A 14,676-nucleotide genomic window follows, 5' to 3' on the forward strand; every position below is an offset into this window, starting at 1 on the left:
CTCAGAGCGTGACCAGCATCGCAGAGCTCTCCGACGACCTGAAGAAGTACCTGGACGAAGAGAAGGTCTTCGCCACCGCGGCCACGATCGGACCCAACGGGCAACCGCATCTGACCGTGATCTGGCTGAAGCGCGACGGCAACGACCTGCTCTTCTCCACCACGACCGATCGTCAGCAGGGCAAGAACCTCGCGCGCGACCCGCGCATCACCGTGCTGATCAACCCGCCGGACAACCCGTACGTCTACGCGGAGATCCGGGGCAGCGCGACCATCACGCCCGACCCGGACAAGACGCTGCCCGACGAGCTGTCGGCGAAGTACACCGGACAGAAGTACGCCGACTTCAACCCCGCCTCGGTCAACGACGGACCGCGCGTCATCGTGCGTGTGACGCCTCGGCGCGTAGTGGGGAGGTTCTGAGTCCGCCTCGAGCCGCAACCGGCGAGCTCCCTCACGTCCTTCGAACGAAGCGAGACCGAGCATCCGCCGTTCGCGGCCCGGCTCGGGACCGACCCGCCTCGGTCGACGACGGGCCGCACGCAGTCGTGCGCGTGACACCCCGGCGCGTAGTGGACAGGTCCTGATTGCGCCTCGTGCCGCAACCGGCGACCTCGACCACGTTCAAGCCATGAGGAGGCTGCGAACGCGCCGCGACGAACAAGCGGCGAATTAAGCGCCCCCTTGCTGCGCTTCCTCTTGGGCGTGCTGGGCCATGGCCAGTTGCTGGGGGGTGAAGCGCAGGGTCAGGGCGACCAATCCGGCCGCGAACGCGACGAGAGCGCAAACGAACAGCACCAGGGTGTAGCCGTTGCCGAGCGCGGCGATCTCCGCGGCCGTCATCCCGGCGACCTTCTCGGTGCGTCCGCCGAGCGAGAGGGTGCGGGAGGCGGCGATCGGGGTGAGCAGGCCGATGGCCACCGGCGTGGCCAGGTTCATGAACATCTGCCCGACCGCGGCCAGCGGCCCGATGTTGGCCGGTGGCACGCCGACCAGCACGCACAGCGGCGCGAGCACCATGGCGATGCCGACGCCCAAGCCGATCACCACCAGCAGCGGCAGCAGCGTGGCGAAGTACATGACCTCGCCGTCGAGCGTCGAGCCGAACAGCAGTCCCACGCCGAGCACCACGGCCGCGCCCGCGAGCAGCCAGCGCGGCGCGACGTACAGCGCCGCCTTGGAGGCCACCGCGCCGCCGATGCCGATGCCGACGGTGAACGGAATCGCCGCGACGCCCGCCTTGAGCGGCCCGTACCCGATGACGTTCTGCATGAACTGCGCGACGAAGAAGGTCATCGCGCCGAGCACGCCACCGGCCAGGAAGATCAGCAGGAAGGTGGCGACGCGGTCGCGGCTGTCGAATAGCGACCACGGCAGCAGCGGGTCGTCCACCCGCCGTTCCAGCGCCACGAAGACGATCAGCAGCACCACGCCCGCGATCAGCGAACCGATGATCGCCGGATGCCCCCACCCCATCTCCGGCCCTTCGGTGGCGCCGAACACGATCGACGCGCAGGCGATGGTGCCCAGCACCGCGCCGGGAAGGTCGAGGGCCGAACGGTGGTGTTCGGTGTCGGCGAGCTTGTAGGCCGCGCCGAGGATGATCAGGGCGCCGATCGGGACGTTGATCAGGAAGATCCACCGCCAGGACAGCTGGGTCAGCGCACCGCCGACCACGAGCCCGCCGACGGAGCCGATGCCGACCATCGAGCCGACGATCGCGATCGCCTGATTGCGTGCCTTGCCCGGCGCGAAGGTCGTCGCCACCAGCGCGAACGCGGTGGGTGCCGCGACAGCGGCGCCGGCGCCCTGGAACGCGCGCGCCGCGAGCAGCATCGCCTGGTTCTGCGCCAACCCGCACAACAGCGAGGCCAGGGTGAACAGCGCGACGCCGACCACGAGCATGCGCTTGCGGCCGAACGCGTCGCCGAGCCTGCCGCCGAGCAGCATCAGGCCCGCGAAGGTGAGGCCGTAGGACGTCACCGTCCACGCGCTGCCCGCGCTGGACAACCCCATCTCCTCTTGCAGCCGCGGCAGCGCGAAGATCACGACCGTGCCGTCGAGCACGACCATGAGCTGCAATCCGCTCAGCACTAGGATCGCGAGCCCGAAGGCCCGCTGCGTCACTGGGTACTGCATCGTCGCAGCGGGGTTCCGAAGCACAGTGAGTCACTGTAATTGATGCCGCTGCCGCATTTGTCCACCCACCGGCCCGGCCGGGCCGGGCCGACGGGAGGGGGCTGCTAGCCCGCCGCGGAGTCGGCGTGCGGGGCGATCGCGTCGGCGGAGAATCCGGCGGTCGGGCCGATCACCACGATCGCGGGTGGGCGGATGCCCTCGGCGCGCACCCTGGCGGCCACCGTGCCGAGATCGGCGCGCAGCACACGCTGCGTGCGCAGCGTGCCCTCCTGGATGACGGTGGCGGGCGTTCCCGCCGGGCGACCGCCCTCCAGCAGCGCGGTGGCAAATTGCTCGATCCGCTCCACCGCCATCATCAGCACCAGAGTGCCGCGCAGCCGGGCCAGCGCGGGCCAGTCCACCAGCGAGTCCGGGTGGTCCGGCGCGACATGTCCGCTCACCACCACGAACTCGTGGGTGACGCCGCGATGGGTGACCGGGATGCCCGCGGCGGCGGGCACCGAGATGGGGCTGGTGACGCCGGGCACCACGGTGACCGGAACCCCGGCGGCCACGCAGGCCTCCAGTTCCTCGTAGCCGCGCCCGAACACGTACGGGTCACCGCCCTTGAGCCGCACCACGAACTTGCCCGCTTTCGCGCCTTCGATCAGCGCGTTGTTGATCGCCTCCTGCGCCATGGCGCGGCCGTACGGGATCTTGGCGGCGTCGACCACCTCGACCTCGGGCCCGAGTTCGGCCAGCAGTTCCGGCGGCGCGAGCCGGTCGGCGACCACCAGATCCGCTCTGGCCAGCAGCCGCCGTCCGCGCACGGTGATCAGGTCGGGATCACCCGGTCCGCCGCCCACCAGGGCGACGCCGGGCGCGATCGGCGTCGAGTCGTCACTCACCACACCGGATTGCAGGGCCTCCAGCACCGCGTTGCGCACGGCCGCCGAGCGCCGGTGCTGCCCGCTCGCGAGCACGCCGAGGGTCAGCCCGTCGTAGCGCGCGGTGGCGGGGGTGACCGCGGTGCCGAGCCGTGCCGTGTCGGCGCGCACGCAGAAGATCCGCCGCCGGGTCGCCTCGGCCACCACTGCCGCGTTGGTCTCCGGCTCGTCGGTGCACGCGATCGCGTACCAGGCGCCGTCGAGGTCGCCGTCGGCGTACTCGCGCAGCGTGACGGTGATCTGCCCGGAGCTCGCCATCCCCTCGACCGCGGGCGTGACGGCACGACTCACCACGTGGACCTCCGCGCCGGAGGCGATCAGCAGGCCCAGCCTGCGCTGCGCCACCGACCCGCCGCCGACCACGACGACACGTCGTCCGTGCAGATCGAGCCCGACCAGGTAGTTCGGGTCGCCGGTGGGCTGGTCTTGCGTTGCGTCTGACGTGTTCGGCACAAGTTTCGAGCCTACGGCGTGACCGTGCGGCCCCGGCAATCGACCGGCACGGGCCAGGCCTGTCCGGCGAGTAGCGAGCGATCCGGCAGCTCACGGCGGTAGGTTGCGGTGGAGTCGTCCAGCTCGGAAAGGCGGAGCGATGAAGCAGCTGACACCGGCACGACTGCTCGACGTGGCCTACGACGAAGCGCTGCGCGGACTCGCCGAAGGCGGGATCCCGATCGGCGCCGCCCTCTTCGACGCGAACGGCGCCGTGCTCGGCCGCGGCCGCAACCGCCGGGTGCAATCCGGCGATCCCAGCATGCACGCCGAGACCGACGCCTTCCGCGCGGCGGGACGACGGCGCGACTACCGCGACACCATCATGGTCACCACGCTCTCGCCGTGCTGGTACTGCAGCGGCCTGGTCCGCCAGTTCGGCATCGGCTCGGTGGTGGTCGGTGAGTCGCTGACCTTTTCCGGCGGGCACGAGTGGCTCGCCGGCCACGGCGTCGCCGTCACCGTTCTGGAGGACCGGCGCTGCATCGACCTGATGACCCGCTTCATCGCCGAGCATCCCGCGCTCTGGCACGAGGACATCGGGTTCGCCGACGACCTCGACGCTTGACCCGGGCGGCTCAGCGGAAATACGGGTATTCCTGCACCCAGTGGAACCCTCGGCTGCGCAAAGGGAAGTCATCGAGCGCGACCGAGGTCAGTGCCACCGTGACCGGTTGCCCGGCGAGGGTGCCCGTCAGAGTCAGCCGCTCGGGTGCGGGCCGGTCGAAGCCGAAACTGCCCAGCGGCTCCGGTCCCGCGCCGACCGCTGCGGGCGGCGCGGCCATGACCACCGTGCGCGCGCCCGGATCGACCATGGCGAGGACCGGGACCAATTGGCCGTCCATTCGCTGCACCGTGACGCCGTCTCGATCGAAAACAATTCTCTGCCAACGCAATTCGTCGGTGGTCAGTGGCGGCAGCGGTTTGCCGTCCACACTGAAGTCGGTGACCGCCCAGATGCCGTACAGCGGAGGCTCCGGTCGCCCCGCCCCCTGCTCGTTCCATCTCTCCCAGCCGGTGTAGGCGTTCGAGAACACCAGCCACGCCCCGAGCGCGATCTGCACCGCGGCCGCGATGCGATTGGCCCGCGGCGAGCGCAGCAGCGGCGGCGCCGTCGACGGTCCGGTGGGCCGGTCGAGCACGAGCACGTTCGCCAGCCGGCCGGCCTCCGGGGCGAGCAGCACCAGGCACAGCAGTACCAGGTGGAACGACAGGATCTTGGCGGGCACGTCGTAGGTCATGTCCAGCACGAACACCTGCGTCGTGCACACCAACGCGAGCATCGCGCCCACCAGCGCGGTACGCGGTACGAACAGCAGGACGCCCGCGAGCAGTTCCGCGCAGCCGAGCAGGATCTCGTACTGCGGCGACACCCCGATGTGGTTCCAGAGCACCGCCATCGGACTGAAATTCCCGTAGGGCTCGAGCAGGCGGCTCAGCGGCGTCGGCGGCATCTGCGTGGGGATGGCCTTCGCCATGCCGTAGGCGACCATCTGCCCCGCCAGGGACAAACGCACGAACAGCAGGAACCACGGCTGCAAGACCCGGTAGTGCGGCCGCTGCCGGTCCAGCACACTCCAGATGACGGTCCCGAGCACCGCCACCACCAGGACGACGAACACCAGCACCCAGAAGTAGGCCTGGTCACCGCTGATCGAGGCCGTGTTCGCCGTGACGGACGCGCCGAACACCCCCGTCCCGGTCCCTTCGATCACCGGGCGCAGCGCACGGGCGACGCCGGAGTTCACCCAGTCCGGCAATCCTTCGCGCGCAAGTCCGAGGAACTCCGGGACGATCGCCGGATACGTCAGGCAGAACAGCCCGAAGTACAGGAAACCGAAGCGGAACGCCACCCGCGTCGTCGCGCGCCAGGGCCGCGGCTCCGGCGCTTCCGCGTCCGCGGCGTCTGTCCGATCGAGGATCGCTTCGGTCACTGCGGTCCCTCCAGTCCGAGTCGATGCAGACCGAAGGTATCCAAAAGCACCGTTGCCGTAGGCATTTTCAGCGGAAGTACGGATATTCCTGAACGAAGTGGAAGCCACGGCCGCGCAGCGGGAAGGAGTTCAGGTCCATCCGGTCGAGCGACAAGGTCACCGGCGTTCCGTTCAGCTCACCCGTCAGTGCCAGCGCGTCCGGGCCGGGCTGGGTGAAGGTGAAAGCGCCGAGACGGGCGGGTGGCGCGCCCGCCGACGGCGCGGCCTCCGACAGCACGATGGTGTGCGCGGCCTCGTCGACCACCGCCACGACGGGGACGAACGAGTCGTCCATCCGCTGCACCGTCGTCCCATGGCGATCGACGATCAGCCGCTGCCAGCGAACCTCGTCGGTGCGCAGCGGCGGCGCCGGATGCCCGTCCCTGGTGAACTCGCCGACGGTCCAGATGCCGTAGAGCGGAGGCCTCGGCGCGCCGTCACCCGACTCGCGCCAGGTTTGCCAGCCGATGTACGCCCCACCGATCAGCACCCACAGACCGAGCGCCACTTGCACCGCTGCCGCGATCCGGTTCGCTCGGCGGGAATCGAACAGCAGCGGCTGCGCTGCCGGTTCGGCCGGGCGTTCCAGCACCAGGACGTTCGCCAGCCGCCCGGCCTGCGGCGCCAGCACCACCAGCGACAGCAGCAGCAAATGGAACGAGAGGATCTTCACCGGCACGTCGTAGGTCATGTTCAGCACGAAGACCTGCGCCATGCTCACCAGGCTGAGCAACGCGCCCGCCGTCGCGGTGCGCGGCAGGAACAGCAGCAGGCCGCCGAGCACTTCGGCCGTGCCGAGCAGGATCTCGTACGCGGGAGCGGCTCCGACCTGGTTCCACAGCACCGACGCCGGGCTCATCGTCCCGTACGGTTGCAGCAGCGCGGTCAGCGACGGCGCGGGCATCTGCGACGGAATCGCCTTGGCCAGGCCGTAGAAGAGCATCTGTCCGCCGAGGCACAGCCGGATGAACACGAGGAACCAGCTGCGCAGTGTCACGTAGTCGCGGCGGCGGTCGAGGACCGACCAGACGATCGTGATCAGCACCGCCGCGACGAGTTCGCAGAGGATCAGAAGCCAGATGGCGGCTTGGTCGCCGCTGCCCGAATCCTCGTGCAAGACGGCCTCCACCCCGAAGACGTGGTCGCCGACCCAGCCGACCAGCGGGCCCGTAGCACGCATCTGCCAGATGACCGCATCTTCCGGCAGCCACTTGCTCAGTATCCCGGTGAAAACGAAAAGGATCTGCGCGAACAGCAGGCAGAAAAGGCCGAAATAGGCGAAGGCGAAGCGGAACGCGATCCGGGCAGGCAGGCTCCACGGCCGCCGCTCGGCGCCGGACCGCGCTTCGTCGCCGGCCACCACATCCATTTCGACGGTATTCACACCGCTCCCCTCGCGAGCCGACACATTGGCCAGCCGAACGTATCCGACCAGGTCATGGGATGACCTCCGGGAAAACCCTGGCTTTCCGGGTACTTCTTTCGGCCTACGCGCCCGCCCGACCGGGCCGCGCGGGATTCGTTCCCGGTTCCGGCCCGCCGCATAACTAGAACGCGTTACAGTCGCGTATCCCGGCGCACCGTGCGCGGTGCACCCGGGCCGCACGTGTCAGGAGGACAATGATGACCGACGATCCGGACCCGGCACAGCGACACCAGCTGACCGTCAGCGAACGCGACCTGGACACCCTCGCCGGGGACCTGACGCGCTGGCTGCACGCCAAGGTCGCCGCGGACCAACCGCCGCGCATCCTCGATCTGTCGCGTCCGCAGTCCGGCGGCATGTCCAGCACCTCGATCCTGTTCGACGCCGAATGGACCGCGGGCGGGCGCGCAGAGCGCGGGTCGTTCGTCGCGCGGATGGCGCCGGAGGCCGGATCGTTCCCCGTCTTCGAGACCTACGACCTGGCCACCCAGTACCAGGTGATGGCGGGCGTCGCCGCGGCCACCGACGTTCCGGTGCCGGGCCTGTGCTGGCTGGAGAACGACGAGAAGCCGCTCGGCGCGCCGTTCTTCGTCATGCGGCGGGTGGACGGACGGGTGCCGACGGACAACCCGCCGTACGTGTTCGTCGGCTGGCTGTTCGACGCCGATCCCGCCGAACGCCTCCGGCTCACCCACAACACCGTCGAGGTGATCGCGAAGATCCACGGCATACCCGACCCGGCGGCGCTGTTCCCGATGCTGGACGGGCCGGGCGAATCGCTGCGCAGGCACGTCGCCGCGCAGCGCTCGTGGTACCGGTGGGCGCTCGCCGACGACGGCTTCGAAATCCCCCTCATCGAGCGGAGTTTCGCGTGGCTGGAGGAGCACTGGCCCGCCGACCCCGGCCCCGACGTGCTCACGTGGGGCGACGCCCGCCCCGGCAACATCATCTACCGCGAATTCGACGCGGTGGCGGTGCTGGACTGGGAGATGGCCGCTCTCGGGCCGCGGGAACTCGACCTGGGCTGGGTGATCTTCATCCACCGGTTCTTCCAGGATCTGGCCACCCGCTTCGATCAGCCAGGACTCCCCGATTTCCTGCGCCGCGACGACGTGGTGTCGAAATACCAGGAGCTGACCGGCCATTCGGTGCGCGACCTCGATTTCTACATCGTGTACGCCGCGTTGCGCCACGCGATCGTGATGGCGCGGGTCAAGCGCAGGATGATCCACTTCGGCGAGGACACCGACACGCCGGACCGCGACGACTACGTCATGCACCGGGCAAGCCTGGAAGCGCTGCTCGACGGAACCTACGAATGGGACTGACCATGCCTGTGCCCTTGGACGAATATCCGATTCACCAGACCCCGCTGTCGCTGGCCCGGGTGGCCGGCAGTGATCGCAACTTCTACGACCGCAGCTACTTCAACGCCCACGACCGCGACGGCGGCACGTTCCTGATCACCGGACTCGGCGTGTACCCGAACCTGGGCGTGACCGACGCCTACGCCGCCGTCCGCCGCGGCGACACGGTGCGCGCGGTGCGCTTCTCCGACGCGCTCGGCGACCGGAGCCTGGACCAGCGCGTCGGCGGCTACCGCGTCGAGGTGCTCGAGCCGCTCCAGCGCATCCGGGTGGTCTGCGAACACGACGATCTCGGCTTCGACCTCACCTGGACCGGGGCGTTTCCCGCCGTGCAGGAACAGCCGCACCTCATCCTCGCGGGCAACCGGCCGATCATCGACGCGTCCCGGTTCGCGCAGGTGGGCTCGTGGGCGGGAACACTGCGCGTGGACGGCGACGACATCACCGTCGATCCGGCGGTGTGGACCGGAACCAGGGACCGCTCGTGGGGCATCCGCCCGGTCGGCGAGACCGAACCGCCCGGCCGCGCGGCCGCCGAACCCTCGGGCGGATTCTGGTGGCTCTACGTGCCGCTGCGCTTCGACGACTTCGCCGTCGTCGTCATAGTGCAGGAGGAGCCGGACGGCAGGCGCACCCTCAACGACGCGACCCGGATCTGGCCCGACGGACGCACCGAACAACTCGGCTGGCCCCGCATCTCCATCGCCTACCGTTCCGGCACGCGCATTCCCGTCGGGGCTCGCCTGGAGCTGACCACGCCGGGCGGCAAACCCCTGGAAATCGAGATCACGCCGGGCACGGGCGTCCCCCTGCATGTCGGGTGCGGCTACGGCGGCGATCCCGACTGGCAGCACGGCCAGTGGAAAGGCCGCGATTGGTCGTCCTCGAGCCGCTACGACCTCACCGACCCGGCGATCGTCGCCCGCATCCCCTACGGAGTGACCGACCACGTCGCCCACGCCCGCTGCGGCGACGCCGAGGGCTGGGGCCTGTTCGAACACGCCAGCATCGGCCGTCACGACCCCACCGGCTTCGCCGACTGGGGATCGGTCGCACCCTGAGACGACCACCGTCACGTTCCGCCTGTGGTCACTGCCGGTTGTTTCGAATGTCCTCGGCAACCGGGCGCTACGGCGCGAACAACGCTGCCGCGAGCACCACGCCGTGCACGACGCGCTTGGGCAGCACCAGCGGCCCGCCGTCGGCGGCGAGCAGGGCAGCGGCCTCCGCGACGCTTGCCGTGCCGACGGCCGAGCGCGTCCGGCCTGCGGGGTTGGGGACGGCGACCGTCGACAGTTCGTCGGCAGAGTAGGCGCGCAGCGGCACCCCGAGGTGCGCGGCGACGGCGCGCAGGCCGGGTTCCGTGGAGCGCTGCGCGATGGTGGCCAGGCACACGATCCGGTGGTCGCCCACGCCCTCGCGCAGGGCGGCGCTGATCGTACGGGCCGGGGTGCGCGGTCGCAGGCCGACGCCGACGACGACCTCAGCCGACGGCACGGGAACTCGCGAACCGCGTCGCGGCGACGACGAATCGCCGTACCGCTTCCGGGTTCCCCGCCGGATGGGTGTGCAGGTACGACGCGTGCACGTTGCCGCTCGACGCCCCTTCCTGGACCCGCTCCCCCGCGCTGCCACGCCAGCCCCACACCGGATCACGCGGCGGCGCCGACACCAGACGGGTGCGGTGGAATTCATGCCCGCGGACCCGCTCGCCGACGCGCCACAGCGGCGAGTCGGTCAGCGCGACGGCGTCTCGGTAGCCGAGAGTCAGGCGCGAGCCGAACTCCGCGTCGGCGTCCACCACTCCGGCCATCGGGTGCCCGTCCAGTGATCGGGTCAGATACAGCAACCCGGCGCACTCGGCGTGTATCGGCATCCCGTGCCGGGCGGCTTGGGCCACCGCCCGCAACAGGCCGGAATTGGCGGCCAGTTCCGCGGCGTGTTCCTCGGGGAACCCACCCGGCAAGACCAATGCCGCAGTCCCAGAGGGCAATTGGTCGTACAGCGGATCGAACACCGCCACCCGCGCGCCCGCGGCCACCAGCAGCTCACGATGCTCGGCATAGCCGAACGTGAACGCCGGGCCACCGGCCATGGCGATCAGGGGACCCTGCCCATCGGCAATCGCGCCGTCCGCACTTCCGCCGGCGCTCGAGGCGTTGGCAGCCTCGGCCGAGACGCACAAGTCCTCATCACCGTCGACCGTCGACGCACCCGTGTCGCCGACTCCGCCCACAGAACTCGCAGCAGCTGCCCCTTCGAGCCCACGCACGGCCACGGCGGGATCCCACGCCGGTCCCCACACAGACGAACGGGCGAGTGCCGCGATGGCGTGCAGGTCCACGTGCGCGGCCACGAGGTCCGTCATCGCCGCGACCGCCGCCGTGGCGGCCGGACCGTGTTCCACGGCCGGGATCAGGCCGAGGTGCCTGGACGGCACCTCCAGTTCGGCCAGGCGCGGCAACGACCCGAGCACCGGCAGCCCGACGCGATCACAGGCGGCGCGCAGCACCTGCTCGTGCCGTTCGCTGCCCACCCGGTTCAAGATCACACCGCCCAGCCGGACACCGCTGTCGAAGGTGGCGAATCCGTGCAGCAGCGCTGCCAGGCTCTGGCTGTGCCCGCGCGCGTCCACCACGAGCACCACCGGGGCCCCGAGCAGCGCCGCGACCTGCGCCGTCGAGCCCTCCGCCACCGGACCCGAATGGTGCTCGTCGATCCGCCCGTCGAACAACCCCATCACGCCTTCGACCACGGCCAGATCGCATTCCGCGACGCCGTGCCGGTACAGCGGCACCACCCGCTCCGCCCCCACCAGCACCGGATCCAGATTCCGCCCCGGCCGCCCCGCCGCCAACCCGTGATACCCCGGATCGATGTAATCGGGCCCCACCTTGAACGGCGCCACCCGATGCCCCACCCTCCGCAACGCCCCCACCAGCCCGGTCGCCACCGTCGTCTTCCCGCTCCCCGACGCCGGCGCCGCCACCACAACGGCCCTCATCCCCGCCCCCGCCTCGCGAGTGGCACACCATCGTGCGGGCCTCTCGCGATTCGCCGCAGCCATGTGCCACTCGCGGACATCACCATTCGATGCCTCGTTGGCCTTTGCGGCCCGCGTCCATGGGGTGTTTGAGTTTGGTCATCTCGGTGACGAGGTCGGCGGCTTCGAGGAGGGGTTGGGGGGCGTCGCGGCCGGTGATGACGACGTGCTGGTTTCCCGGGCGGGTGCGGAGGGTTTCGACTACTTCGGCCGTGTCGACCCAGCCCCATTTGAGGGGGTAGGTGAATTCGTCGAGGACGTAGAAGCGGTGCTGTTCGGTCTTCAGGCGGCGGGCGATCTCTTGCCAGCCCGCGAGCGCGGCCGCCGCGTGGTCTTGTTCGGTGCCCTGCTTGCGGGTCCAGGACCAGCCCTCACCCATCTTGTGCCATTCGACCGGGCCGCCCGCGCCGGTCTGCTCGTGCAGGGCGCCGAGCGCGCGGAAGGCGGCTTCCTCCCCGACCTTCCACTTGGCGCTCTTGACGAATTGGAACACCGCGACGTCGAAACCTTGGTTCCAGGCCCGCAGCGCCATACCGAATGCGGCCGTCGACTTGCCCTTGCCCGGCCCCGTGTGCACCGCGAGCACCGGCTGGTTGCGCCGCTGCCGCGTGGTCAGCCCGTCGTCGGGAACGGTCTCGGGAACACCCTTGGGCATCGAATCTCCTTGCTCGTCTTCGGATCACTCCGTCCGGAAGTCGCGCTCAAGCCGCACGAGCCGCGCGCGACGTACCGGTACTCGAACGGACGACATCGGCGACCGAGTCGCCGGTCAGCTCGGCCAATCGGAGGTATCCGCCGCGCAGCTCGCGAGCGAGGTCCGCGGCGAGACCGAGGCGGATCATGCCGCGTTCGCAGTCGACGACGATCGAGGTGACCGCGTCCGCGGCCAGCAAGCGGGCCGCGGCGCGGGCGCGCGGAACCGGGTCGGCGCCACCCGTGGCGCGACCGTCGGTGAGCAGCACCAGCATGGGCCTGCGCCGGGGATCACGCACGTGCTCGCGCAGCACCACCTCACGCGCCTTCAGCAGGCCCGCCGCCAGCGGCGTCTTCCCGCCCGTGCGCATCCCGGACAACCGCCGCACCGCGATGTCGACCGACGAGGTGGGCGGCAACACGAGTTCGGCCTCCGCGCCGCGCACGCTGACGACGGCGACCTTGTCCCTGCGCTGGTAGGCATCGCGCAGCAGCGTGACCACCGCGCCGGTGACCGCGGACAAACGGTCGCGGGCGGCCATGGAACCGGACGCGTCGACGACGAACACGACCAGATTCCCCTCGCGGCCCTCCCGGTACGCGCCACGGAGGTCCTCGGCGGCCAGCCGCAGCGGCCCGGCGCCCCGTCCGCGCGCCCGCTGCTTCGGCGCGGCCGCGAGCACGGTGCCGAGCAGGTGCAAGCCTGCGGAGGTGTCGGTGCTGGAACGCACTACTCGCCCGTGCCGGGATTCCGCGCGAGACCGGCGTCCCGGAGCGCCCTCGCCGACACCGGGCACCTCCCAGCGCGGTGTGCGCGCGCCGGCGGAAACCGGTGTGCCGGTGCGACCTTCCCCCGAACGCCCGCCGCCCGGCCCCTCCGGCGGCGACGGGTCTTCGGGGCCGCCGTCGGTCGGTGTGGGATCGTCGGGGCCGTCGTCGGGAGACTCTCCCCTTTCGTCCGCCACCGCGTCCGTCTCCTCGGCATCCTGCGGAGGGGACGGCGGCTGGTCGCGTCGCGCCTCCGCGGCGGCGTCGCGCATGGCGTCGTCGAGCTGTTGCTCGCTGATGCCCGGCTCGTCGAACGGATCTCGCCTGCGGCGGTGCGGCAGCGCCAGCTCGGCGGCCACCCGCACGTCGTCCTCGGTCACCGCGTCGGCGCCGCGCCAGGCGGCATGCGCCGTCGCGGTGCGCGCGACGACCAGATCGGCGCGCATGCCGTCGACGTCGAACGCGGCGCACAGCGCGGCGATCCGGCGCAGCTCCACATCGTCGAGCGCCACCTGCCCCAACCGGTCGCGGGCGGCGAGGATGCGCTCGGCCACCTCGCGGTCGGCCTCGGCGTACGCGGCGGCGAACCCGGCCGGGTCGGCTTCGTAGTCCAGCCTGCGGCGCACCACCGCCATCCGCACGTCCACGTTCCGCGAGGCGGCCACATCCACGGTCAGGCCGAACCGGTCCAGCAACTGCGGACGCAGCTCACCCTCCTCCGGGTTCATGGTGCCGACCAGCACGAATCGCGCCGGATGCGAATGCGACACGCCGTCGCGCTCGATATGCACCCGGCCCATCGCCGCGGCGTCGAGCAGCACGTCCACCAGATGGTCGTGCAGCAGGTTGACCTCGTCGACATACAGCACACCGTGATGGGCGGCGGCCAGCAGGCCGGGACGGAACGCCTGCTCCCCGTCGCGCAGCACCCGCTCCAGATCCAGCGAGCCGACCACGCGGTCCTCGGTCGCGCCGACCGGCAACTCCACCAAGCGAGCGGGCCGCGCGCCGGTCTCGTCCACCACCGGCGGCAGCAGCTGTGCCAGCGCGCGCACCACGGTCGACTTCGCGGTGCCCTTCTCGCCGCGCACCAGCACGCCGCCGATACCGGGATGCACCGCGCACAGGATCAACGCCAGTTGCAGCCGCTCCTGCCCGACCACCGCCGAGAACGGGAATCCGGCCTCCCCGTCCGAACCCGGACGAGTACGGCGATGCTGCTCGGGCGTCGGCACTGTTTCGGCATGGGACAAGGACACGCCCCAACTCTAAGCACGCGCCCTTCACCCCACCGACAGTGCCCTTCGATTCAGAACCGATGCGGGCAGGACCCGAAAAGCGCCGCACCCGCCCCGGACACTTCCGGAGCGGGTGCGAATGGCGGGTGGGAGGGCTACTCGCCTCCCCTGCGCATCGGCACGTGGGGGATGCCGTCTTCCTCGAATTCCGGGCCGTCGACCTTGAAGCCGTGCTTGGTGTACAGGTCGATCAGGTAGCTCTGGGCGCTCAGGCGCACCGTCGCGGAGCCGACCTCGGCCAGCGCCGCCTGCAGCAGTCGCGTGGTGTATCCGTGCCCGCGGGCGGGCGCCGCGGTGCAGAGCCTGCCGATGCGGAAACTCTTCACACCGTCGCGGTGCTCCTCGCACAACCGCAGCGTGGCGATGACGTCGCCCTCGTCATCGAGCCAGAAGTGCCTGGTCTCGGGGAGCAGGTCCTTCCCGTCCAGTTCGGGGTACGCGCACTTCTGTTCGACGACGAAGACTTCGACGCGAAGTTTCAACAGCTGGTAGAGCGTCGCGGTATCGAGATCCTGCGCCCAGGAGCGTTTGAGAGCAACCGTTGACATCATC

General features: G+C 70.6%; 13 protein-coding genes. 4 read left to right on the forward strand and 9 right to left on the reverse strand.

Annotated elements, in window-relative coordinates; genetic code table 11:
• Positions 1-8 precede the first annotated feature (8 nt).
• Positions 9-422: a PPOX class F420-dependent oxidoreductase gene (locus tag NB3_RS26020; RefSeq protein ID WP_067808811.1), complete on the forward strand. Its 414-nt coding sequence runs from the start codon at positions 9-11 to the stop codon at positions 420-422.
• Positions 423-671: 249 nt separating this feature from the next.
• Here NB3_RS26020 and NB3_RS26025 read toward each other — a convergent pair whose 3' ends face one another.
• Positions 672-2,138 (reverse strand): MFS transporter, encoded by a 1,467-nt coding sequence (locus tag NB3_RS26025; protein ID WP_067808640.1) that lies wholly within the window; start codon positions 2,136-2,138, stop codon positions 672-674.
• Positions 2,139-2,242: 104 nt separating this feature from the next.
• The gene (gene cobA, locus NB3_RS26030) at positions 2,243-3,517 is read right to left on the reverse strand and encodes a uroporphyrinogen-III C-methyltransferase (protein WP_067808642.1); all 1,275 of its coding nucleotides are present in this window, start codon (positions 3,515-3,517) and stop codon (positions 2,243-2,245) included.
• Positions 3,518-3,680: 163 nt separating this feature from the next.
• Here cobA and NB3_RS26035 point away from each other — a divergent pair, with 163 nt between their 5' ends.
• Positions 3,681-4,124 carry a nucleoside deaminase gene (locus tag NB3_RS26035; protein WP_067808813.1) on the forward strand — a complete coding sequence of 148 codons (444 nt, stop codon included), beginning with the start codon at positions 3,681-3,683 and terminating at the stop codon, positions 4,122-4,124.
• Between the two features lie 10 nt (positions 4,125-4,134).
• On the opposite strand, the gene NB3_RS26040 is transcribed toward NB3_RS26035, so the two are convergent.
• Both NB3_RS26040 and NB3_RS26045 read right to left on the reverse strand, forming a co-directional pair.
• The gene (locus tag NB3_RS26040) at positions 4,135-5,490 is read right to left on the reverse strand and encodes a DoxX family protein (protein WP_067808644.1); all 1,356 of its coding nucleotides are present in this window, start codon (positions 5,488-5,490) and stop codon (positions 4,135-4,137) included.
• A 67-nt stretch (positions 5,491-5,557) separates the two neighbouring features.
• Positions 5,558-6,898 carry a DoxX family protein gene (locus tag NB3_RS26045; protein WP_067808645.1) on the reverse strand — a complete coding sequence of 447 codons (1,341 nt, stop codon included), beginning with the start codon at positions 6,896-6,898 and terminating at the stop codon, positions 5,558-5,560.
• 254 nt (positions 6,899-7,152) lie between these two features.
• Between NB3_RS26045 and NB3_RS26050 the strand changes: the two genes are divergently transcribed.
• Positions 7,153-8,283 (forward strand): phosphotransferase family protein, encoded by a 1,131-nt coding sequence (locus tag NB3_RS26050; RefSeq protein WP_067808817.1) that lies wholly within the window; start codon positions 7,153-7,155, stop codon positions 8,281-8,283.
• A 2-nt stretch (positions 8,284-8,285) separates the two neighbouring features.
• Positions 8,286-9,383 carry an Rv3169 family protein gene (locus tag NB3_RS26055; RefSeq protein WP_067808815.1) on the forward strand — a complete coding sequence of 366 codons (1,098 nt, stop codon included), beginning with the start codon at positions 8,286-8,288 and terminating at the stop codon, positions 9,381-9,383.
• Between the two features lie 67 nt (positions 9,384-9,450).
• Here the strand turns inward: NB3_RS26055 and NB3_RS26060 are convergent, their stop codons facing one another.
• The 5 genes from NB3_RS26060 to NB3_RS26080 form a co-directional block, all read right to left on the reverse strand.
• Positions 9,451-9,819 carry a cobalamin biosynthesis protein gene (locus NB3_RS26060; protein ID WP_067808647.1) on the reverse strand — a complete coding sequence of 123 codons (369 nt, stop codon included), beginning with the start codon at positions 9,817-9,819 and terminating at the stop codon, positions 9,451-9,453.
• On the reverse strand, positions 9,806-11,326 hold the full coding sequence (locus NB3_RS26065; protein ID WP_067808649.1) for a cobyrinic acid a,c-diamide synthase CobB: 1,521 nt from the start codon (positions 11,324-11,326) through the stop codon (positions 9,806-9,808). Before NB3_RS26065 ends, NB3_RS26060 begins: the two co-directional genes overlap by 14 nt.
• A 79-nt stretch (positions 11,327-11,405) precedes the next feature.
• Complete coding sequence (gene cobO, locus NB3_RS26070; protein ID WP_067808651.1) at positions 11,406-12,020, reverse strand: cob(I)yrinic acid a,c-diamide adenosyltransferase; 615 nt, start codon at positions 12,018-12,020, stop codon at positions 11,406-11,408.
• 46 nt (positions 12,021-12,066) lie between these two features.
• Complete coding sequence (locus tag NB3_RS26075; RefSeq protein ID WP_067808653.1) at positions 12,067-14,061, reverse strand: VWA domain-containing protein; 1,995 nt, start codon at positions 14,059-14,061, stop codon at positions 12,067-12,069.
• Between the two features lie 158 nt (positions 14,062-14,219).
• Positions 14,220-14,675: a GNAT family N-acetyltransferase gene (locus tag NB3_RS26080; RefSeq protein WP_067808655.1), complete on the reverse strand. Its 456-nt coding sequence runs from the start codon at positions 14,673-14,675 to the stop codon at positions 14,220-14,222.
• Position 14,676: the final 1 nt, after the last annotated feature.

The sequence above is a fragment of the Nocardia beijingensis NBRC 16342 genome (assembly GCF_001612785.1).
Taxonomy (GTDB): Bacteria; Actinomycetota; Actinomycetes; order Mycobacteriales; family Mycobacteriaceae; genus Nocardia; species Nocardia beijingensis.

What these genes read in the sequence shown, in the direction of transcription:
- NB3_RS26025 (WP_067808640.1), bottom strand. Translation starts at nt 2,138, where the DNA reads ATGCAGTACCCAGTGACGCAGCGGGCCTTCGGGCTCGCGATCCTAGTG.
- NB3_RS26045 (WP_067808645.1), bottom strand. Translation starts at nt 6,898, where the DNA reads ATGGATGTGGTGGCCGGCGACGAAGCGCGGTCCGGCGCCGAGCGGCGG.
- NB3_RS26050 (WP_067808817.1), top strand. Translation starts at nt 7,153, where the DNA reads ATGACCGACGATCCGGACCCGGCACAGCGACACCAGCTGACCGTCAGC.
- NB3_RS26055 (WP_067808815.1), top strand. Translation starts at nt 8,286, where the DNA reads ATGCCTGTGCCCTTGGACGAATATCCGATTCACCAGACCCCGCTGTCG.
- NB3_RS26065 (WP_067808649.1), bottom strand. Translation starts at nt 11,326, where the DNA reads ATGAGGGCCGTTGTGGTGGCGGCGCCGGCGTCGGGGAGCGGGAAGACG.
- cobO (WP_067808651.1), bottom strand. Translation starts at nt 12,020, where the DNA reads ATGCCCAAGGGTGTTCCCGAGACCGTTCCCGACGACGGGCTGACCACG.
- NB3_RS26080 (WP_067808655.1), bottom strand. Translation starts at nt 14,675, where the DNA reads ATGATGTCAACGGTTGCTCTCAAACGCTCCTGGGCGCAGGATCTCGAT.